Here is a 21,906-nt window from a genome sequence, read left to right as displayed (position 1 = left end):
TACATAATCCCTCTTCCTTAAGGAGCTCGTTCTTATTATGAAACGTTATTACTTTTTTGACTTTCCGATCGATCTTATGGCGATTGTTTTTGTGTTTCTACTAATACTCCTAGCAATCTTTCTATCTTTTCGTAAAGGCATGAAATCATGATTACTTGGTCGCGCGATGGAGAGTGGCTGGAGCTACCGCTTCCGAATGAGCATTGGAAACCGCTAAAACCGGGCGCTGTTGAAGAATTAGCGGCTTATTTGCCGGTGCCTCGCAAATTTTTTCTGCGATTAGCTTCCCAGGGACTTATCCACACAGAAAATAATAAGGTTCGGCTAAAGGTGTTTCCTCAGGAAAAGGCAGCGTTTAAACCTGAGTCTTATGCATTAGACGTTTTATTTGAGGATGAGTTCACTTTAGTTGTAAACAAGCCAGCAGGGATGTCTGTTCATCCGGCCGAAGTTGGTCAAAGAGGAACGCTGGCTTCCGCCGTAGCTCATTATTATGAAGCGTCTGGACAAGCTTGCGGAATTCGGCATATTCACCGTCTAGATCAAGATACGACAGGCGTTATACTTTATGCCAAAAATGAATGGGCGCATGTCCTATTGGATGAAGCTATGCGGGAGAAACAAATTGATAGACGCTATGTTGCGCTAGCTAAGGGGATTTTCAAAGAGAAGGAAGGATGGATTGATGAACCGATCGGCAAGGACCGTCATCAGCCTGGGAAACGAAGAGTGGCCCCCAACGGGGATCAGGCACTTACGCATTATCGTGTCCTTCAACAAATGAAAACAGGGGCACTTGTGGAAGTGGAGTTGGAGACGGGCAGAACACATCAAATTCGGGTCCATCTTAGCCACTTAGGGCATCCATTAGTTGGTGATACTTTATATGGAGGTTCTTCACGTTTGTTTCAGCGACAAGCCCTTCATGGAGAAAGACTTCTATTTAAGCATCCGATTACGCAAAATGAGGTCGTTGTTCATGCACCTTATCCACTAGATTTCAAGTTATTATTGGAACAGATGTCCGTGAATTGAAAAATGTAGTCATGCCTGGCCTCCTTGACCCATATACTTTTAGAGACAATCAAGTATATCACCCAACAATTCGGAGCTGATTGCTGTTTCGAGTTAACGGAAGGGAGGATTCATTCGGTGTCTGAACAACAACCTGGATTACGCTTTGATATTTATGAACGTGTGCATTTGCAGGAGAATTTGGCGGCTATACAAGAATTGAATGAAGTAGAATTGCTTCCGCATATTCAAGTAATAACGCTGGATGATCAAGCGATCTTAAAGGGGAATTTACTACTTACGGGTAACTACTTTAGTGAAGAAGGCGGCAGCCCTCGCACACTTGAGCATTTGATTCCTGTCGAAATCACGTTGCCTTTGAATCGCATCCATCGTGTCGAAGATATTCAGGTGGAGATCGAGAATTTTGATATCGACCTTTTATCGGCACGCAGCTTGAATGTAACAGGCGTTCTTTCCTTGCAGGGTGTAGAAATGGTATCTGTGCCGCCGGAAAACTGGCGGGAGGAAGAAGAGGTTACTTTTGTCCATCAAATTGAGTATCCACGCTCCGAGCCCATCATGCCGTATGCACAAGCACCTTTTGCTACACCAGCGCCGATAGCTCAAGAACCGCAGGTGCAACAAGTGATTCAACCACCGCCAACGCCAGTCCTTCCTACACCATTACCAACGCCAGCACCAACGTTGATTGCAGCTGCACCAGAACCAACGATTGTTGCGGCTCAGCCAGAAACCTATTCGGGGGATGACACGGTAGGTATAGAGGTGGAACAAATCGAGTTGAAGGTGACCCCGCATGCGGATAGTACCGTCGTTACGGAGGAGAAAAAGGAGCTTAAAGTTGCTTTTGGCAAGAAAGCGACTGACGCTGTGGAGGTTAACCCGTATGGCATCAAATCGCTATTATCTAAGGCAGGCTCGTATCTTTCCGACAAGCGGATTGCGGAAGCTGAGGCGCAAGCGGCTCTTGAGGCGGAATCGCGGGTAGATGCGGTAGAGTGGCGGCGTTTATTTCTTCAGAGCCGATCGGAGTCGCAAGAGTTCAGGAAGCTCAAACTATGTATCGTCCAGAAGGAAGACACCTTAGAAACAATAGCGAAGCGCTATCAGCTGACAACGCGTGAGATTCAATTGATGAATCGATTAGGCGATCAGGATATTGTAGTGGGTCAAGTTATTTATTTGCCCAAATAACTACCGATACATAGGCAAGAGCCTCTGGCTGCTGAGAGCAGCTGGGGGCTCTTATGTTTGCGTTATGAGTATGGCACATAAGTAGTGGAGGTCAATTTGAAATACACAGCCTTTATAGTAACAACTTCTCCTTACTGCGTATAAGTTCCACCGTTTCACCCAATACTAGAAAATAATCCTTATAACATGGGCCGAAATTATTGACTATATGTCGATAATTCGATATCATATAGTGTAAATCATTTTCAAACCAACATATGGAATTGCAAAGATAGGGAGTAGTAGTCGGAACGCCCTTCAGAGAGTGGAACTGCAGCGCTGAGAGGTTCCTCAGGATACATCCGATCGAAGTCGCCCTGGAGCAGTAAATGTGAGTGCAATCGTCGAGTTTTCGTTTCTCGCCTGCATTAGCATTTTCCGGTCGCAGCCGTTATCTGTTTTAAGTGTCATGTTATTTGCTATTGGGGCAAGTATCATGAAATGAAGGTGGTACCACGGAAGCTATACCTTTCGTCCTTTTTTGGGCGAAAGGTTTTTTTGTGTTTATAACAACTAGCCAGATATGGAGGTACTCTTATGACCGAAACCAAATTGCAAACAGAAATGCCTACCACGTATGACCCGAAAGAAGCGGAGCGTAAATGGTACGACTACTGGATCAAGAATGAATTTTTCAAAGCGGGCAACCGTCCTGATGCGGAAACCTATACAATTGTGATACCGCCTCCGAACGTAACAGGTATGCTGCACATCGGGCATGCACTAGATTTTACACTGCAAGATATTCTTATTCGTACGAAGCGTATGCAGGGCTTCGACACGCTATGGCTGCCAGGTTCTGACCATGCGGGTATTGCGACACAAACGCGTGTAGAGCAGAAGCTTCGCGAACAAGGACAAACGCGCTATGATCTTGGGCGTGAGAAATTCTTGGAGAAGGTCTGGGAGTGGAAAGAATTATATGCCGATACGATTCGTGAGCAATGGGCCAAAATGGGCTTTTCTCTCGATTACTCGCGTGAACGCTTCACACTGGACGAAGGACTCTCGCAAGCGGTTCGTGAAGTTTTCGTAAGCTTGTACGAAAAAGGTCTGATTTATCGCGGCAACTATATCATTAACTGGGATCCAGCGGCACGTACGGCGCTTTCTGATATTGAAGTAGAATACAAAGAAGTACAAGGTGCGCTGTACCATTTGAAATATGAAACAACAGACGGTTCAGGCTCAATCGTAGTTGCTACGACACGTCCTGAAACGATGCTTGGTGATACAGCGGTTGCTGTTCATCCGAAGGATGAGCGCTATAAGCACCTCATCGGGAAATCCTTGCTGCTTCCGATTGTGAATCGTGAGATTCCGATTATTGCAGACGACTATGTTGAAAAAGAGTTCGGAAGCGGCGCGGTAAAAATTACGCCTGCGCATGATCCGAACGACTTTGAAGTAGGAAAGCGTCACAATTTGCCGCAAATTCTAGTTATGGACGAAACAGGTACCATGAACGCGAATGCAGGCCCGTACCAAGGTCAAGACCGTTTCGAGTGTCGTAAGCAAATCGTAGCAGATTTGAAAGAACAAGGTGTTCTGATCAAAATCGAAGAGCACGTTCACCAAGTAGGGCACAGCGAACGCAGTGGTGCTGTTATCGAGCCGTACTTATCAACGCAATGGTTCGTGAAAATGCAGCCGCTTGCTGATCAAGCGATTGAAGCGCAAAAATCAGGCAATGGCGTTAATTTTGTACCCGATCGTTTCGAGAAAACATACCTGAACTGGATTGAAAATGTACGTGACTGGTGTATTTCACGTCAACTATGGTGGGGACACCGAATTCCTGCGTGGCATTGTGCGGATTGCGGTCAAGTCACCGTAGCTCGCGAGGATGCGACAGCTTGCTCCCATTGTCAAAGTGCGAATCTTAACCAAGATAACGATGTACTGGATACATGGTTCAGTTCAGCGCTATGGCCTTTCTCCACATTAGGTTGGCCGAATGATTCCGAAGACATGAAGCGTTTCTATCCGACGAGTGTACTCGTTACGGGCTATGACATCATTTACTTCTGGGTCGCTCGTATGATTTTCCAAGGTCTCGAATTTACGGACCAAATTCCGTTCAAAGATGTGCTTATGCATGGTCTTGTTCGTGATTCTGAAGGCCGCAAAATGTCCAAATCCCTTGGAAACGGTGTTGATCCATTAGAAGTTATCGAGAAATACGGCGCAGATGCGATGCGTTATATGATTTCTACGAGCAGCACGCCGGGTCAAGATTTGCGCTTCCGTTGGGAGCGGGTCGAGCAAGCTCGTAATTTTGCCAATAAGATTTGGAACGCATCCCGATTTGCTTTAATGAATTTGGAAGGCGTAACCGCTGCGGATATCGATTTGACGGGTCAACTTGGTACAGCGGATCGTTGGATTTTACATCGTTTGAACGAGACGGTTCGTGACGTTACTCGTCTGATCGACAGCTACGAATTCGGTGAAACAGGACGTTTACTTTATAACTTCATCTGGGATGATCTCTGTGATTGGTACATTGAGTTTAGTAAACTGAGCCTATATGGTACGGATGCAGCAGCGAAGAAACAGACGCAATCGGTTCTAGCTTATGTACTAGACCAAACGCAGCGTTTGATTCATCCGTTCATGCCGTTCATCTCGGAAGAGATCTGGCAGCATTTGCCGCATGTGGGGGATACGATTACACTGGCGGCTTGGCCGACAGAGAACGCAGCCTTCGAAGCGCCTGATGCGATTCGTGAGATGGAGCTTTTGATGGAAGCGATTCGTTCGGTTCGTAATATCCGAGCAGAAGTGAATGTGCCGATGAGTAAGAAAGTAGAGCTTCTGATTAAACCGGCTAGTGCAGAGACACAGGACATTCTTCGCAAAAATGAGGAGTACCTGAAACGCTTCTGCAACACGTCACTGCTTGAAATTGACCTTACAATGGCAGCGCCAGACAAAGCAATGACGGCCATTATTACAGGTGCCGAGCTGTATCTGCCTTTAGCAGGCTTGATCGATATCACGCAAGAGCTTGCACGCTTGGATAAAGAGTTGCAATCCTTACACGGTGAGGTTGAGCGCATCGAGAAAAAGCTGGGCAATGAAGGCTTTGTAGCTAAGGCACCAGCGAAGGTTATCGAAGAAGAGAAAGCCAAGCTTGCTGATTATGCAGACAAACGAGATAAAGTTATCGCTCGATTAGCGGAGTTAAAGTCATAAAGAACGCAAATTATACGAATGCCTATGTTCGTCTACAAGGTGATTCATATAGTAAAAGAGGATGAGAACAATGGATGAAATCAAGAACACTGCGGGTGAGTTCCAAACCGCACAGGAAGCCATTGATTGGATCGTTGGACGGATGGAGAAGCTCGGCATGAAGCCGGGCCTCCAACGTATGCATCTGCTCATGGAGAAGCTTGGTCACCCTGAACGCAGGCTGAAGTTCATTCATGTGGCCGGAACGAATGGAAAGGGCTCAACATGTGCTTACTTAGCTTCCGTGCTTCAAGCTTGCGGCTATGATGTAGGCACGTTTACGTCGCCTTATCTGGTGAGATACACGAACCGCATTCAAGTAAATGGCGCCGACATTGAGGATAAAGTTCTACTTCGCTTAGTGAATGACATGAAGCCGATTGTCGATGAGATTGCAGCTACAGAAGTTGGTCCTCCAACGATGTTTGAAATCTCGACTGCACTGGCGATTCTTTACTTTGGGAAAGTGGCTTATCCTGATTATGTAGTATGGGAAACCGGACTCGGGGGAAGGCTGGATAGCACGAATATCGTGAATCCAATTGTTACCGTGATTACGAATGTGGGTCACGATCACATGGATATCCTGGGGGATACACTGGAGCTCGTAGCAGCTGAAAAAGCGGGGATTATTAAAGCAGGTGTTCCCGTCATAACAGCCGTCGAGCCTGAGGCGATTTGGAGCGTTATCGAACAAACGGCGAAGGCGAAGAAAGCTACACTATATTCCCTTGGCGATCAATTTCATTTGACCGAAGTGAACAGTGAACTAGATCGTCAAAGCTTCCAGTTTAACGGACCTTTTCGACCGATCCCGGATCTGGCTATCACATTAAACGGTGAGCATCAGTTGAAGAACGCGGCAGCAGCGGTCATGACACTTGAGGTGCTTCGTCAATATTACGCCACGATCGTGGAAGACGTCGATTTGCAGAAGGGGCTTGCAGGTACGAAATGGCCGGGCAGGCTGGAAATGGTTTCACAGGAGCCACGTATCCTTATCGATGGAGCTCATAACCCTGAAGGGGCTGCAACATTGGCTGCAGCGCTTCAAAACGTGTATAGTTATAAGAAGCTTCATATGATGATTGGAATGCTAGCTACGAAGAATCATACAGGCTACTTAAGGCATATACTACCATTGGTGGATACGCTCATTATTACAGAAGCAAATTTTCATAAAAAAGGGGATGCTTTCCTTCTCGCCGAAATTGCTAGTGGTCTGCTTCGAGAGATGAATCGTGAGGTAGACATTGTAGTAGAACGCGATTGGAAGCAAGCTCTAACTTTATTAACAAATAGAACTGAGCAGGATGATCTGGCGGTCGTATCCGGCACGCTGTATTTAATCTCTGATGTTCGTTCTTGGATAACCTATCAAACCGATTCTGAAAAAGGATGGTGAGAACGGCGTGAGTCAAGCAGAACACGTACATTTTATAGGAATCGGCGGATACGGCATGAGTGCCATTGCCAAAGTCATGCTCGAAATGGGATACCGCATTTCGGGATCAGATCTAGCACAGCAAGAGCTTACAGATAAACTGAAAGCCAAAGGTGCTCAAGTTTTTATTGGTCATGAGGCAACTAACGTATCAGGAGCCGATTTGGTCGTATATTCAACGGCGTTAGCCAAAGATAATGTGGAAATGCAAGCAGCCGAGCAAATGAATATTCCGATTATTCATCGTTCACAAATGCTGGGAAGGCTGATGAACGAACGCAAAGGGATTGCCGTAGCAGGCGCTCACGGTAAGACAACAACGTCCTCCATGATTGCTCTGGTGATGGAGATTTGCGGTATTGATCCAACGTATATCATCGGTGGAGAAATCATGAATGTAGGCAGCAATGCCAAAGCTGGCAAAGGAGATTATGTGGTTGCGGAAGCCGATGAAAGCGATGGAACCTTCCTCCAATACCACCCAACTCTGGCGTTAGTGAACAATATCGAAGCCGACCATTTGGAAAATTATAATGGCGATTTCGAAAACTTGAAAAAAGCATACAAACAATTCTTAAGCCAAGTAAGACCTGGCGGAAAAGCGATTGTATCTCAGGATGATGAATTCCTGCGTGAAATGATACCAGAAATTCAAAGCCAAGTGATTACGTATGGGATTGAGACGGAAGCGGATTATATCGCAAGTGACATTTCGCTTGGTGATCGCAAGGTAACCTTTACGGTAGCGTTCAAAGGAACGTCCTTAGGTCAAATAAGCTTATCAGTACCAGGTAAACATAATGTTTACAATGCGCTAGCTACTTTGATAACTTGCCTAGAAGCAGGTCTTCCATTCGAGCAAATAGCGGAAGCTATTCAGGAGTTTCGGGGAGCAAAGCGTAGATTCCAAGTGCTTGGTGAAGTTGAAAACATCTTGGTCATCGATGACTATGCACATCACCCAACGGAAATTCAAGCAACGATTTCCGCTGCAAAAGCTACGAGAAAGCGTATTATCGCTGTATTTCAGCCGCAACGGTATACAAGAACTTACTACCTGTTCGAGCAGTTTAGCCGTTCCTTCTTGGAAGCGGATGAAGTGATCATAACAGATATTTATTCACCAGCAGGTGAACAACGGATTGAAGGCGTTGACTCTGTAAAGCTAGTTGAGCTGATACGCAGCAACAGCAACCCTAACGTTCAGCATATCGCGACACGTGAAGAAGTGCTGACGTATTTGGTTGACCACGTTCAACCAGGTGACCTCGTCCTCACGATGGGCGCTGGAGACATCTGGAAAGCAGCGGATGGATTAGCTAAATCGCTGCGCAAGAAATACGAATCACATACGTAGAGAAAAGATCGCTGGAGCCACTGGGCTGGAGGCGGTCTTTTTTTCTTGAAAGAATCATAATAAAGTTCTCTCTCTCATACTCTAGTAACAGAAGATTGGGACAAGATGATACGGCATTGTGCCCGTTTCCAACATACATTTGATGAGGAGTGTGGGAAGAGAATGAAAAAAGCTAGAATTACATATCGCTTCGACCCCAAGGAAGGGGCAGAATCAACACGTAGAGCATCAAGGGTTCATGAACAAGAGGAGAAAGTAATTCCACTCTATCAAGAAGAGTACCAAGTGATAGAGGCGAAGATAGATCGCAGTTCGAAGGACGTAACGCCATATGAGCAAGCAGAACGAGAGCAAGTGGAGTCCATTTTTGAACCACATGCACTGAATACGTTTACTACGGATTTCGGAAACTGGCAAAGTCAGATCGAATCAGAGGGAGAACGGGTAGAACGTATCATTCGTGAAACTCAAATATCTCGCGAGCAGCAGAATTCTCCGATACCCCCTGTAGTCCGAACAGATCGAGAGTCTGAACCTGTGCATCCTCGGGATGAATGGTCGAGTTGGACAGCCAAAGAGCCATACCTGGATCCGGGGCCTAAAACTCGATATGCGAAATCGTCCAGCACACCATGGTTTCGAATTGCGACATCTGTTGCTGGTGCAGTTGTTACTGGCATCGCGTTCGGTTTCTTCGTGCTTTCCATGTTCTCTTCGGACCGAGATACGAATACGAGTATAGCGACATCGAATCCTACCAAAATAACTGTACCTTCACCTAATTCACAGGTCGCCACGAATACCACCAAAACGCAAAATGGCGAAGGGAATGCTGCTTTACCTGCAACAACAGCAGCTGTCACGCCTGTGCAAATTCCTGCAAAATCCTATACTTTCTTGCAAAACGGGGTGTTTAGCTCACTGCAGGGCGCCCAAGCTGTTCAGGACTCACTTAGTAAGAAAGGTCTTGCATCTGCGATGGATAGCTCGGATAAGCTTACGGTGTTCGTTGGTTTTGCTAAAACGAGAGATGATGCCATAGCTTTGAGACAAGGTGTGCAGGCGGCAGATAAAACGATTGAGGTTTTTATGAAAAATGTGGATTTCCCAGCGGTAACGGGTATTCGGTGGTCTGGCGCGAAGGCAGAATCACTGCCTAATTACATTGCAGAGGGCGATAAACTCGTGAATACGATGAGCGGGTTGACACTCATCCATTTGGCTGAGACGAAGCCAACGGCACTTACGGATGCTTCTTTACAGACGATTCGTACTTCGCATCAGGCCCTCATCACGCTTGGTACAGGACTGACTGACGGAGCGGGTGATGATGTGAAGCAATCGTTGGCTAAGATGACAACAGCGATCAATCGTGCTGTTCAATCGATGGAGGAGTACAAGAAAACACCATCCCAAGCTTTGATGTGGCAAGCGCAATCCGCCTTGATGCAGTACATTATTGCACAGAAAGAACTGCTTAAGACAATTAGCGTAGCTTAACAGAAAAGCCGTGTACCCTGAACTCATTTCTGAGTTGGGTTACACGGCTTTTTGTTATTTGGTGATATAGCGATCAAGCAGGGCGGCAATCTCCGCTCTTGTCATCGTTTGATCTGGCTTAAAGGAAGTGTCCGATATGCCGTTGATAATGCCCTTATCCTTCAATGTAATAATGGCAGCTGCACTCCACAGTGACTTGGGTACATCATCGAATGCTGCTGTATACGTTGATTGTGTCGTAGGTGAAGTCATTTGCAGAAGCTGATTAAATAAGAAAGCAACTTCCCCGCGTGTAATCGCCTGATTAGGACGTATCGTCCCATCGGCATAGCCTTGCAGCAAGTTTAATTTCGCGGCCTTGGCAAAAACAGCACTCGCCCAATGTGAAGCAGATAAATCCGAATAGCTTTTTGTTTGTCCAGTGCCGCAGCCATAAACATTGGAAGTCACACTTCCGTTCGTGCTACAGACAGCCGGCAGCTTGCTGAATGTAAATACGCGGTCCATCAGCGTGAGGAACTCTGCCCGTGTCAGCGCGCGGTCTGGTTCATAGTTGTTTCCCATGCCTTCGACAATGCCTTTATTCTTCATGCGAAGAACGGCGGCTCTAGACCAGTGGACAAGCACATCGGTAAATAAGGGCGGTTCATAGCTACTAATCCCATTGGCGATACCGATCGCCATCTTGGATCGCATGGCGTCGCTAGCTAGCAAGGCTGCATCGCTTTTGTTCGTGACAAAGGCCGTCTCTACGAGAATGCTCGGAATCGTTCCCATGCGGGCTACATAGACAGCACTTGGTGTTAGTCCTAAGTCTTTGGTGCCAGATTGCGCAAGTAAAGCATCCTGCACACGCTGCGCTAAATCTTTACTGTAGGGCGTTAATTGCGTCATCGTGCTGCTTGCAGGGTAATCTTCTTGAGGGTACGCGTTGTCATAATAGAGCACCATGGTTCCGTTAGCTTTGCTGCTTGAATGTGCATTGGCATGAATGGATACGAATAAGTCAGCCTGCTGTTCGTTCGTGAAGGCAACCCGCTGTGGGAGCGACAGGAAGGTGTCGTTGGTGCGTGTTAAGACGACCTCGTAACCGCGATCAAGCAGCGCTTGCCGTACCTTTAATGTGATGTCCAGATTGACATCTGTTTCACGGAGACCACCAACGCCAATGGCGCCAGGATCACTTCCACCATGCCCAGGATCAAGCACGACCTTGTAAGCGAATGCATGATAGGGGAACGCGATTGTAAGTAATAAAGTGAACAAAATAAGTCTTTTAAGTAGAGTCATAGTTGATTTTACCTCCGGTAACTATCTTACTAGGATTGGTCTAAGCTGTAAGCAGGTAAGAATCACCATTGATGATTTTCCGCGTCAGCTGTTTATTTTACATGGAAAAAAGAGGTGAATCCTCGTATAATAGGCTTGTACATACTTAGAGAGGATGACAGGAATGAAAAAAAATACATTTACATTAATCATTTTTCTAATCGTCGGGTTAATAACTGGGATAATTATCGGCCAGCTGCTGGCGCCCGTTCCTGCTCTCGCATTTCTAACCAAATCAGTTCAAATTTCTTGGGAACCCAAAGCAGATTTACAAGTAGTGAAATATGAATTCAACCTTTTGGTGAAGCTAAACCTATGCAGTATTATTGGATTAGTAGGAGCATATCTCCTTTATCGGAAATTGTAGTGAGTTTTTGAACTTTAACGCGTAGGACTATTATTTTAGGAGTTGTTGATGATCGTGCAATCGAAAGAATATCAAAGACTTATTCTTGCTTCTTCGTCACCTCGGAGGCAGGAGCTTATCCAATCGTTCGGACTACCTTATATAATTCGCGTGAGTGACGCGGATGAGACCGTCGAACAAAAAATAACACCATCTGAGCTCGTAGAGCTGCTTTCTGTGCGCAAAGCCTCCACAGTCAGAGATATGCTGGAAGTCCAAGATCAGTATGGAGTTATCATCGGATCTGACACGGTTGTTGTGTACAACGAGGAAGTTCTCGGCAAGCCGGTTAATGAACAAGATGCTTTCCGCATGCTGAAAGAACTTCAAGGAAATACGCACCAGGTATATAGTGGTGTTGCCTGCGTGGACGCAGCTACAGGTCGACAAGTTGTCTCACATAGTGTGACTAACGTAAGGATGAAGCCGATGTCTGACGAACAAATCTTGCGCTATATCGCTACCGGAGAGCCCAAAGACAAAGCAGGCTCATACGCGATTCAAGGCATTGGGGCAACGATCATCAGTGGGATTGAAGGGGATTATTTCACGGTTGTAGGACTACCGCTTTCTTTGCTAAGTGATTTATTGCTGACGTTTGATATCCAAGTACTTTAGTCTCATTTCCAAGCATATCCATTCTAGTCCAAAATAGGGTAATTAGATTGACTGACCAATCTGTAACGGTTACAATGACAGTAAGCGACATGACTTCGCATTCTTCTGGGAGGTATCTGCCATGAACAGCGAATTTACAATTGCCGTCCACAGTCTCGTTCTGTTAGCTCATTTACCAGATCATATGGCAACTAGCGAAGAAATTGCAGCTAATGTGTCTACACATTCTGCCCGTATTCGTAAAGTTATGGGCTTTCTTCGAAAAGCCGGGTATGTGTCAACGAAGGAAGGCATCGGTGGCGGTTTTATATTAAGCTGTAAACCTGAGGAAGTCACACTCGGGGAGATTTACCGATTGACCTGCCAAGGTACTTTGAAGCCTAGTTGGTGCTCGGGTGATGAGTCGAAGCCTTGTATGATTTCATCTAAAATGGATAAATTGATGGGTAAAGTTTTCAACGATGCTGAGAAGCAAATGGAAAATTACTTTGAAGGCCATACAATTGGCAGTATGCTTGAACAAATTAGGGCATTTGAATGTCCGAAATCGAATACAGAATCTCTATCCTAGAAGCCCTCGGATCTCATAATCCGGGGGTTTTATGTTGTCTTTAGGGGCTTATACCTGCATGCATGGGATCGCAATAAGTAACATAACCTACACTACGGAAGAGGGGAAAACATGGAAAGCTCTAGCTTGATGCTGCGAGAAGTTCCGATCGAAGAAAGACCGCGGGAGCGAATGCTCCAATTGGGTGCAGGGGCGTTAAGTCACGCCGAGCTGCTTGCTATTTTATTAAGGACAGGTACAGTAGCGGAATCTGCCATCCATTTGGCAAGCCGGATCCTAAGTGAAAGCGGCGGGCTGCGCAGCCTTGTGGATATGAGCAAGGATCAGCTTAAGCAAATCAAAGGTATTGGCGATGCGAAGGCACTTCAAATTCTTGCAGGTATTGAGTTAGGTCGCAGGCTGGCCAAAAGCTCATATGAGGAGCGGATTACGATTCGTTCTCCCAAAGATATCGCCAATCTAATGAGTGAGGAGCTGCGCTATTTACAGAAGGAGCATTTCGTCTGTTTGTTTCTGAATACCAAAAATCATGTCCTTGCACAAGAGACATTATCGATGGGCAGCTTGAATGCTTCTATTGTTCATCCGAGGGAAGTGTTTCGTGCGGCCATTAAACGGAGCAGTGCCTCAATTATTTGTGTACATAACCATCCAAGTGGAGATCCTACACCAAGTCCGGAAGATATTAGTTTGACAGGTCGATTAGTAGAAGCTGGAGCAATAATTGGTATTGAAGTGTTGGATCATGTTATCATTGGAGATCAGAGATTTATAAGTTTGAAGGAACAAGGCTTTATGTAATATAATAGAACACGCAACAGGAAAGGAGCCGTTTGTATGTTTGGTGGTTTTACGAAAGATCTTGGGATTGATTTGGGTACCGCGAATACACTGGTTTATGTGAAAGGCAGAGGAATTATCGTTAGGGAGCCTTCGGTGGTCGCCCTTCGTACCGATACAAAAACAATTGAAGCAGTAGGTGAATCGGCCAAAAAGATGATTGGTCGTACACCTGGGAATATCCGCGCAGTTCGTCCGATGAAAGATGGCGTAATTGCCGATTTCGACACGACCGCAACGATGATTCGCTACTTTATTCGACAAGCGCAGAAGCAGCGATGGTTATTCCCGCGTCATCCGAATGTTATGGTGTGTGTGCCATCTGGGATTACAGCTGTTGAAAAGCGTGCCGTTGAAGATGCGACCAAGCAAGCGGGAGCAAGAGAGGCCTATACGATCGAGGAGCCCTTTGCTGCTGCGATTGGTGCAGATCTTCCTGTATGGGAGCCAACTGGAAGTATGGTTGTTGATATTGGCGGAGGCACAACGGAAGTTGCTGTTATTTCGCTTGGCGGTATTGTCACTAGCCGATCTATTCGTATCGCCGGTGACGAGATGGATGAAGCTATTATTCAATATATTAAACGTACGTACAATCTCATGATCGGGGAACGTACCGCAGAAACGCTGAAGATCGAAATTGGTTCAGCGCTAAACACGGATAAGGCGGAATCGCTGGAAATTCGTGGTCGTGATCTTGTTAGTGGTTTACCAAAAACCATGAGTGTAACATCTGTCGAGATAACTGAATCGTTGTCTGATACGGTAAGTGCGATTGTGGATGCGGTGAAGGTCACACTGGAGAAATGTCCGCCTGAGCTATCTGCGGATATTATGGATCGTGGTATTGTGTTGACTGGTGGCGGCGGATTACTTCGTAATCTGGACCGACTTCTGGCTAAAGAAACAGGGATGCCCGTCATGGTTGCCGAAAATCCGTTGGATTGCGTAGCGATTGGAACTGGACGTGCATTAGAGAATATTCATTTATTCAAAAACAAATCAGGATCTGGTTCGAGGTATAAGGGTTAATATTCGTTAGAAGGTGCTAATTTGTTTAAATTCATGGGAAATAAACGACTCATTTTTCTTATGTCCGGTTTAGTCTGTTTCTTTATACTAATGGGACTAACGCTAGGAAATCGAGGGCCGATGACTTGGCCCGAGAAATTTGTCAAAGACTCCGTATCATGGACGCAAGGACTCTTGTACAAGCCCGCTGCGCAGGTAGCGGGCTTCTTCGAAGATATCAGACAGCTGCGAGTCATTTATGAAGAAAACAAAACATTAAAGCTGACGCTCACGCAATATGCGCGAGATACACAGCGATTGAATGAGCTTGAATCGCAAAACAAACGACTTATGGAAGCGCTTGGCTTCACAGAACGCCAGCGAGAAGCCAACAATTATACATATCGTATCGCAGAGGTCGTCACCATTGATCCAGACCCGTACAACAGCACCGTAACGATTAATTTGGGTGATAAAGATGGGATTAAGGAGAATATGGCGGTCATGACGGTTGATGGTTTAGTAGGAAGAGTGAGTAAAGTATTTGGATTCCACTCCAATGTGCAGCTGCTGTCAGAGACGAATGATACCGATAACAACTCAAAAGCAATCGCCGTTACGGTCAAAGGGAATGAATCACAGCCATTTGGGATGATTGAATCGTATGATCCCAAAGTAGGGGAACTAGTGATGAATAAGGTTGAACATGCGGATGACATGAAGGTTGGCGATACGATTATTACTTCTGGCTTGGGGCAGGTGTTTCCTAAGGGAATCGAAGTAGGAACAATCTCATCGATTGGACCCGGGGAGTTCGGCATTACTTACAAAGTAATGGTGAAGCCAAGAGCATCCTTTAACCGAATCCGTGAAGTGTTCGTTGTAGAAGTTCCGGAAGTGAAATGAGGTGAGCCAACAAATGAATAGACAAGTGTTATGGCTCATCCTGTTCGCTCTATTTATCCTTCAAGGTAGTTTAGTTGTATGGCTGCTGCCGGCCTCGTGGCAATCGATTGTCTTTGTAACTCCGCACTTAACCTTGGTATTCATCATGTTTATTGGACTTTTTCATCATCGTCATGCGGCTTTAGTTTACGGATTGCTGTTTGGACTATTACACGATTTTACCTACTATGGTGCGATGTTAGGCGTTTATTCGTTCAGCATGGGGCTCGTAGGCTATTTGGCAGGGCTTGCACAGCGTAAGCAGCCTAATCTGATTTTTTACAACTTGCTAATCACGAGCTTAGGATTGTTAATATTTGAGTTTCTCAACTATGGGATCAACCGCTTATTCAAACTGATAGCCATTGATTTGAATTTTGCTCTCACCCATTACATGCTCCCAAGTGTTCTATTTAATTTACTTGTGGCCTTGATTTGCTACGTTCCCATTCGCAAACTGCTTGAAGGCAAGCGACTTGCAGCTTCAGCGAAGGAAGATTAATTTTCCAGGCGATAAGCAGGAGAATTTAGAACAGGGGCCGAAATGTATAGGTTGGGAGGTCGTCATGCCATTATGTCTGTAGCGAAGCACCATGTGATGATAAAAGGGGTCAAAGATGGCCTTGTATTTTTACTAAATGACGCATGCGATTGGCAAGAGCTGTTGCACGAGCTGCAACATAAGCTCGAGAAAACGCATCAACAAATATTAACGGGTCCTATTATTCATGTGAATGTCAAATTGGGCAACCGAGAGGCCACGGATGAGCAGAAAGAAGAGATTCGAGCTGTCATTAAGCAGAAAGGAAATCTCTTGATTCAATCGATCGAAAGTGAACCGCCTAAGGTAGAGGCTCCGCCCGAGCCCAAGGTCTCAATGACAACGCTAAGAGGGATGATTCGTTCTGGACAAACCCTTCACAACGAAGGTGATTTGCTTTATTTAGGTGATGTTAACCCTGGTGGAATTATTACCTCCACAGGGAACATTTACATAATGGGTTCGCTTCGCGGTATGGCTCACGCGGGGTCAGATGGGGATGAGAAGGCAATCATTGCTGCATCTCATATGCGTCCTACACAATTACGTATTGCCGGAGTCATTAGCCGTTCACCAGATGAGTGGGGAATCGAAGAGGCTTTTATGGAATTTGCTTATGTCAAAGATGGTAAAATGGAAATAGATAAGCTGCATCAGCTGCATCGGATTTGGCCGGATGCTCCTGTCAAATAACGATTTCAACATGTAGAAAAAAACTGTGTCTGGGGTGAGGAATATGGGAGAGGCTATCGTTGTCACCTCTGGTAAAGGTGGCGTTGGTAAAACGACGACTTCCGCTAATCTGGGAACTGCACTTGCACTTCTTGGGAAGAAAGTATGCATGGTAGATACGGATATTGGTTTGCGTAATCTGGATGTTGTGATGGGATTGGAAAATCGAATTATCTACGATCTTGTGGACGTTGCGGAAGGACGTTGCCGATTACCGCAGGCGTTAATTAAAGATAAGCGATTTGACGAGCTGTATTTATTGCCAGCTGCTCAAACGAAAGACAAGCATGCCGTATCTCCGGAACAGGTACGGACCATTATATTAGAGCTCAAAAACGATTTCGAATATGTCATCATTGACTGTCCAGCAGGGATTGAGCAGGGCTTTAAGAATGCGGTTGCTGGCGCAGATAAGGCAATTGTTGTAACGACACCTGAAAATGCTGCTGTTCGGGATGCTGATCGCATTATAGGCCTATTGGAGAATGAGAAAATATCTTCACCGAAGCTTGTCATTAATCGTATACGTCCTCAAATGGTGAAAAAAGGCGAAATGCTGGATATTGATGAAATTTGCTCTGTGCTTGCTATAGATTTGTTAGGGATTGTACCGGATGATGAGCATGTCATTAAGGCAGCTAATTTAGGCGAGCCAACGGTGATGAATCCTTCATCACGCGCAGCCATCGCCTATCGGAATATTGCTAGGCGTATTGTTGGCGATACAGTGCCGCTTATGCAGCTAGAGGACAAAACCGGTTGGGTAAAACGAATGAAAAAGTTTATTGGAATAGGATGATTGTTCTGTGTTTGCCAAGCTGAAAAACATTGATATTCCAATAGTTGTCATTCTGTTTGCTTTTATGGTGATAAGTACGATGATGGTCTACAGTTCATCGGTCGATCATCCAACCATTAACATCAGCATTACGAAAATTTTGGTCTTGTACGCGGTAGGCTTAGTCGCTTTTCTAGCATGTAGTTTATTCGATTACCGAGTTCTTATACGAATCGCCCCGTACTTGTATGGGATTGGGATTGTTTCCTTGATTGCCGTTTATTTCTTCGGTAAAAAAATCCACGGTGCGCGCGGCTGGTTTGAGCTGCCAGGTGGTTTGACTTTCCAACCAGCAGAGCTCGTTAAGCTGATCTTGATTATTTGCATTACAGCGCTTCTTGCCAAGCGCGGCGGTGACCTGCTTCTTGTTAAGAATGATATTATCCCAGTAGGGTTAGCAGTTCTACTGCCATTCGTTCTTGTACTCATTCAGCCAGATCTAGGAAATGCGATTATTTTTATTATTATTTTGCTCGGGATGCTATGGATAGGGAATATCAAATATTCGCAGGTCTTGATAAGTATCCTAGTGGTGGTCGGTGTAGGATTCCTGACGTTAACGCTATATAAACATTTCCATGATACCTTGTTTGAGATGCTCAAGGGCTACGGCTTCAGCCACTGGATGGATCGGATTGATACGTTCCTTTATCCGCAAGATGTGTCGGATGATGATAACTATCAGGTCCGTAACGCGGTTAGAGCTATTGGTTCTGGTGGTTTGGAAGGTGAAGGCTTCTTGAAGGGGACTTCGGTGCATAGTAACTTTATTCCCTTCGCCTATTCGGATTCGATCTTCGTAGTTGTAGGAGAAGAGTTCGGTTTCCGCGGATCAGCGGTACTTTTGCTTATTTATTTCTTGCTAATCTACCGTATGATTCTGATCTCTATCCAAAGTTCTCAACTAGGTGGAGCCTATATTGTTGTTGGCGTAGTGTCCATGTTCGTATTTCAAATATTTGAAAACGTCGGTATGATGATTGGTATTATGCCGTTGACTGGTATTACACTTCCTTTTGTTAGTTACGGAGGAACTTCGCTCCTTATCAACATGCTCTCATTGGGCCTTGTCATGAGTGTGAAGTTGCATCAAGAGCGTGCACCCGAATTGTTTTAAAAGTTTATATGGCTGTAAGCTTGCTAAGTCCGTGACCCTATTGGGGCCGCGGGCTTTTTTCTTATCACATAATCTTGTCCATCTGCTCATAGGCTGTACTAATGAAAGTCTATAAGGAGGGGATTCTATGGTTATAAAAGATAAAGTAAAGCAGCGCCGACTAGAACGACTTCGCCATTTGCGAGAATCGTCAGAAGGAACAAGTGGGAATGGCAGTTCACTAAGATCCTCTCCGTCGGCTGACTTCCTGTTGCCTTCACATCAGAGAGACGATGTACTGGATTATGTGGATTCGGACTGGAGACGGCGGATGGAGGATCCAGAATTTGCGTGGAGACAGAAGCTTATGATGGATAGAAATCATGATGATCCAGAAACAGGATTGTTCACGCCGCCGTCTGCTCGGAAGATTGCAGTAAAACTGCTTATCAGCGGTGTGATATTTGTTTCTGTTTACGGTATGTTTCAAATAGACAAGCCATGGGCTATCCGAGGAAAGCTATATGTAACGGCAGCACTTACGCAGTCTTATGACTTTACAGCTTTTTCCGCATGGTATGCCGATAAGTTCGGAGGAACGCCTTCTTTTATTCCGAGTTTTAACCGAGCAGGTAATGAAGCTGTTATCGTAAGCACCTCGAAACGCACCTTGTTTGCACCAGCCAAAGGTACCGTGTTGATTAGATACGATGGGACCATCCATAAAGGAGTCAATTTAAACACAGCTGAGTTTGCACCGGTGTATGCGATGGACACGGGACAGGTCATTTTCGCAGGTAATACTACGGATACGGGGCTGACAATCATGATTCGTCATCCAGGGGGACTGGAGTCATTATACGGTGGACTTAGTGAGTCTACAGTAGCTGTAGGCGATTGGATGAAGGTTGGAGAGCCGATAGGCAAGGCATCTGCCAAAGATCCAGCGAAGGGGACGCTGTATTTTTCAGTCATGAAAGAGGGCGGGACGATTAATCCGGCGGAGTTGATCACCTTTGATTAAATGGGCGGGGACGAAATATCGATTTCATCCATTATTTACGTTAATTATGATTGGCTGTGCGATCACAGGATATTTTCTAGAAGCAATCACCTTATTCGGCATCGTCCTCATCCATGAGCTAGGGCATTTAACCGCGGCGAAAGGGTTCGGTTGGAGGGTCCAAGAAGTGCAACTTCTTCCCTTTGGTGGTGTCTTGATCGTTGATGAACTAGGAAGTACGTCAACCCGCGAGGAATTAATCGTAGCTTTAGCTGGCCCCCTACAGCACGTGTGGATGATTTTGGTAGCTTTACTGATGAAGTCATTTGATATTGGAAGTGGTAATTGGTGGGACTACTTCATTGAAGCGAACCTCATGATCGGTTTGTTCAATCTGATACCTGTGATGCCACTCGATGGCGGGAAAGTAATGCAAAGCTTGTTAGGCTACATCATGTCGTACCATAACACAATAGTTTATTCTGTTTGGATCAGTATGATTATTAGCTTTTCGATCATTGTTATGGCCATTATTCAGCTCATACAAGGCCAGTTACCGATTAATATTCTAGTAATTGGCTTGTTTCTTCTCGTGTCAAATTGGTACGCTTACCGCCAAATACCGTATCATTTTCTCCGCTTTCTCATGGGGCGCGGACTCCGAGTAGGACAGTTGCTGAGCCGTGGTACAAGAGCGCAGCCTATTGTGATTACGAAGCAGCTTACGATGGCAGAGACGTTGAAGCTTTTTATGCGAGAACGATATCACTTAATTTATGTAATGAACGAAGCGGGGCGCATCCAAGCTGTGTTGCCCGAGCAGCAAATCGTCGGCGGTTATTTAGATGGGAAAAAACCGGGGAGTGCAGTTTCCGATCTTTTCATGTAAAATAACTGGTGAGGTGAACGTGTATGAAGCAACTGATAATTCACTGCGCACCCGAGCTTACACAAGCGGCATTGCTAGAGGATGGACGTCTTGTGGAGTATGATACGCAGTATCCGCTTGAAACTCAACGGGCAGGCAGCATCTACATGGGCCGCATCGTTAACGTACTTCCTGGTATGCAAGCGGCATTCGTCGATATTGGACTTGCGAAGAATGCCTTTCTTTATATAGACGATCTCCTCCCCGTGCATTTGGACAAGCAGCCTAAGATTAAGCCATCCATTACGGATATTGCTGAAGTTGGGCAAATGCTAATGGTCCAAGTGAGCAAGGATCCGCAAGGCACCAAAGGGGCAAGAGTGACTACGCACGTTTCCATTCCGGGTCGTTGGATTGTTTATATGCCAGATGCTGATTATATAGCGATTTCACGTAAAATTGACATTGAAGCCGAGCGACAGCGTCTGAAGCAGCTTGCTGAGGGTAATCTCATGCCTGGTGAAGGTGTTATTATTCGTACAGGTGCGATTGGTCAAAGTGAAGAAGCCATTCGAGACGATCTACAAAACTTACGAGATGTTTGGAGTACCATTCTAGCGAAGCGAGAAGAGACGCATGTCCCTGCTCAGCTTTATCAGGATTTGGATCTCCTGCCCAAATTGGCGCGAGATGTGATTTCCGATGAGGTTCAAGAAGTATGGATGAGCAATAACAAGATCTTTGAAGAGATGAGAAGCTTACTGCGCAAGCAGCAACCGAGCTGGCGAGGCCGCGTTGCTTTCTATGATCGTAGAACACCGATGTTTGATCATTTCGGGGTTACGGAAGAGTTGAATCAGAGCTTCCGTCGTAAAATTTGGCTGCCTAGCGGCGGGTATTTAATTATAGATCAAACAGAGGCACTAACGGTCATTGATGTCAACACGGGACGATACACGGGTTCTATTGATTTAGAGCAAACTGTGACCGATATTAATCGGGAAGCAGCTGTTGAAATTCCTAGACTTTTGCGGCTTCGTAATTTAAGAGGCATCATTATTGTTGATTTTATTGATATGCATGCGGAAGACAACCGTGCAAAGGTCATGGCCAACATGGCGGAAGCGGTGCGAAAGGACCGTTCTAAGACGACAATTGTGGGTTGGACCAAATTAGGATTGCTCGAGATGACCCGGAAACGCAAATAAAAGGTTTGCATATGAAATTATAACTGTGATATAATATTCGAAGTGTGTTGTTTAGGCATGCTGTAACCGCACGAAACAGGTCGAAGTACGC

The 21,906-nt window shown here is 45.6% G+C and carries 20 protein-coding genes and 2 other annotated features (1 of these 22 running past the window's edge); of the genes, 19 read left to right on the top strand and 1 reads right to left on the bottom strand.

The window, feature by feature from the left end; translation table 11 throughout:
- Positions 1-147: 147 nt before the first annotated feature.
- From AC58QG_RS29565 to AC58QG_RS29540, 6 genes are all read left to right on the top strand, one after another.
- The gene (locus AC58QG_RS29565) at positions 148-1,035 is read left to right on the top strand and encodes an RluA family pseudouridine synthase (protein ID WP_497365649.1); all 888 of its coding nucleotides are present in this window, start codon (positions 148-150) and stop codon (positions 1,033-1,035) included.
- Between the two features lie 117 nt (positions 1,036-1,152).
- Positions 1,153-2,232, top strand: coding sequence for a LysM peptidoglycan-binding domain-containing protein (locus AC58QG_RS29560; protein ID WP_497365648.1), 1,080 nt, complete (start codon positions 1,153-1,155; stop codon positions 2,230-2,232).
- Between the two features lie 259 nt (positions 2,233-2,491).
- Positions 2,492-2,753, top strand: a binding site (T-box leader).
- Positions 2,754-2,808: 55 nt separating this feature from the next.
- On the top strand, positions 2,809-5,469 hold the full coding sequence (locus AC58QG_RS29555) for a valine--tRNA ligase (protein WP_497365647.1): 2,661 nt from the start codon (positions 2,809-2,811) through the stop codon (positions 5,467-5,469).
- A 70-nt stretch (positions 5,470-5,539) separates the two neighbouring features.
- Positions 5,540-6,913 carry a bifunctional folylpolyglutamate synthase/dihydrofolate synthase gene (locus AC58QG_RS29550; RefSeq protein WP_497365646.1) on the top strand — a complete coding sequence of 458 codons (1,374 nt, stop codon included), beginning with the start codon at positions 5,540-5,542 and terminating at the stop codon, positions 6,911-6,913.
- Positions 6,914-6,920: 7 nt separating this feature from the next.
- Positions 6,921-8,309, top strand: a complete 1,389-nt coding sequence (gene murC / locus AC58QG_RS29545) for a UDP-N-acetylmuramate--L-alanine ligase (protein WP_497365645.1) — start codon at positions 6,921-6,923, stop codon at positions 8,307-8,309.
- A gap of 162 nt (positions 8,310-8,471) precedes the next feature.
- On the top strand, positions 8,472-9,809 hold the full coding sequence (locus tag AC58QG_RS29540) for a hypothetical protein (RefSeq protein ID WP_497365644.1): 1,338 nt from the start codon (positions 8,472-8,474) through the stop codon (positions 9,807-9,809).
- A 54-nt stretch (positions 9,810-9,863) separates the two neighbouring features.
- On the opposite strand, the gene AC58QG_RS29535 is transcribed toward AC58QG_RS29540, so the two are convergent.
- Positions 9,864-11,099 (bottom strand): N-acetylmuramoyl-L-alanine amidase, encoded by a 1,236-nt coding sequence (locus tag AC58QG_RS29535; protein ID WP_497365643.1) that lies wholly within the window; start codon positions 11,097-11,099, stop codon positions 9,864-9,866.
- Positions 11,100-11,262: 163 nt separating this feature from the next.
- On the opposite strand from AC58QG_RS29535, the gene AC58QG_RS29530 reads away from it, so the two are divergent.
- From AC58QG_RS29530 to AC58QG_RS29470, 13 genes are all read left to right on the top strand, one after another.
- Positions 11,263-11,505 (top strand): DUF4321 domain-containing protein, encoded by a 243-nt coding sequence (locus tag AC58QG_RS29530; RefSeq protein ID WP_497365642.1) that lies wholly within the window; start codon positions 11,263-11,265, stop codon positions 11,503-11,505.
- 48 nt (positions 11,506-11,553) lie between these two features.
- On the top strand, positions 11,554-12,162 hold the full coding sequence (locus tag AC58QG_RS29525) for a Maf family protein (protein ID WP_497365641.1): 609 nt from the start codon (positions 11,554-11,556) through the stop codon (positions 12,160-12,162).
- A gap of 121 nt (positions 12,163-12,283) precedes the next feature.
- A complete protein-coding gene (locus tag AC58QG_RS29520) occupies positions 12,284-12,733 on the top strand; it encodes an RrF2 family transcriptional regulator (RefSeq protein ID WP_497365640.1) in 450 nt (149 codons plus the stop codon).
- A 111-nt stretch (positions 12,734-12,844) separates the two neighbouring features.
- Entirely contained in the window at positions 12,845-13,534 is a 690-nt protein-coding gene (gene radC, locus AC58QG_RS29515) for a RadC family protein (RefSeq protein WP_497365639.1), read from the top strand.
- 36 nt (positions 13,535-13,570) lie between these two features.
- Positions 13,571-14,605 (top strand): rod shape-determining protein, encoded by a 1,035-nt coding sequence (locus tag AC58QG_RS29510; RefSeq protein WP_497365638.1) that lies wholly within the window; start codon positions 13,571-13,573, stop codon positions 14,603-14,605.
- Between the two features lie 33 nt (positions 14,606-14,638).
- Complete coding sequence (gene mreC / locus AC58QG_RS29505) at positions 14,639-15,490, top strand: rod shape-determining protein MreC (RefSeq protein ID WP_497365637.1); 852 nt, start codon at positions 14,639-14,641, stop codon at positions 15,488-15,490.
- 13 nt (positions 15,491-15,503) lie between these two features.
- Positions 15,504-16,031 (top strand): rod shape-determining protein MreD, encoded by a 528-nt coding sequence (gene mreD / locus AC58QG_RS29500; protein ID WP_497365636.1) that lies wholly within the window; start codon positions 15,504-15,506, stop codon positions 16,029-16,031.
- Positions 16,032-16,103: 72 nt separating this feature from the next.
- Positions 16,104-16,763: a septum site-determining protein MinC gene (minC, locus tag AC58QG_RS29495; protein ID WP_497365635.1), complete on the top strand. Its 660-nt coding sequence runs from the start codon at positions 16,104-16,106 to the stop codon at positions 16,761-16,763.
- A gap of 43 nt (positions 16,764-16,806) precedes the next feature.
- On the top strand, positions 16,807-17,601 hold the full coding sequence (gene minD / locus AC58QG_RS29490; RefSeq protein ID WP_057311629.1) for a septum site-determining protein MinD: 795 nt from the start codon (positions 16,807-16,809) through the stop codon (positions 17,599-17,601).
- Positions 17,602-17,608: 7 nt separating this feature from the next.
- Positions 17,609-18,757, top strand: coding sequence for an FtsW/RodA/SpoVE family cell cycle protein (locus AC58QG_RS29485; RefSeq protein WP_497365634.1), 1,149 nt, complete (start codon positions 17,609-17,611; stop codon positions 18,755-18,757).
- Positions 18,758-18,884: 127 nt separating this feature from the next.
- Positions 18,885-19,760 (top strand): peptidoglycan DD-metalloendopeptidase family protein, encoded by an 876-nt coding sequence (locus AC58QG_RS29480; protein WP_497365633.1) that lies wholly within the window; start codon positions 18,885-18,887, stop codon positions 19,758-19,760.
- A complete protein-coding gene (locus tag AC58QG_RS29475; RefSeq protein ID WP_497365632.1) occupies positions 19,753-20,628 on the top strand; it encodes a M50 family metallopeptidase in 876 nt (291 codons plus the stop codon). Before AC58QG_RS29480 ends, AC58QG_RS29475 begins: the two co-directional genes overlap by 8 nt.
- Before the next feature lie 23 nt (positions 20,629-20,651).
- Entirely contained in the window at positions 20,652-21,815 is a 1,164-nt protein-coding gene (locus tag AC58QG_RS29470) for an Rne/Rng family ribonuclease (RefSeq protein WP_497365631.1), read from the top strand.
- Positions 21,816-21,869: 54 nt separating this feature from the next.
- Positions 21,870-21,906 (top strand) — a sequence feature (ribosomal protein L21 leader region); it runs 51 nt beyond the window's last position.

It is taken from the genome of Paenibacillus sp. J22P169 (genome assembly GCF_059691995.1).
This window is presented reverse-complemented; position numbering and strand designations above follow the sequence as displayed.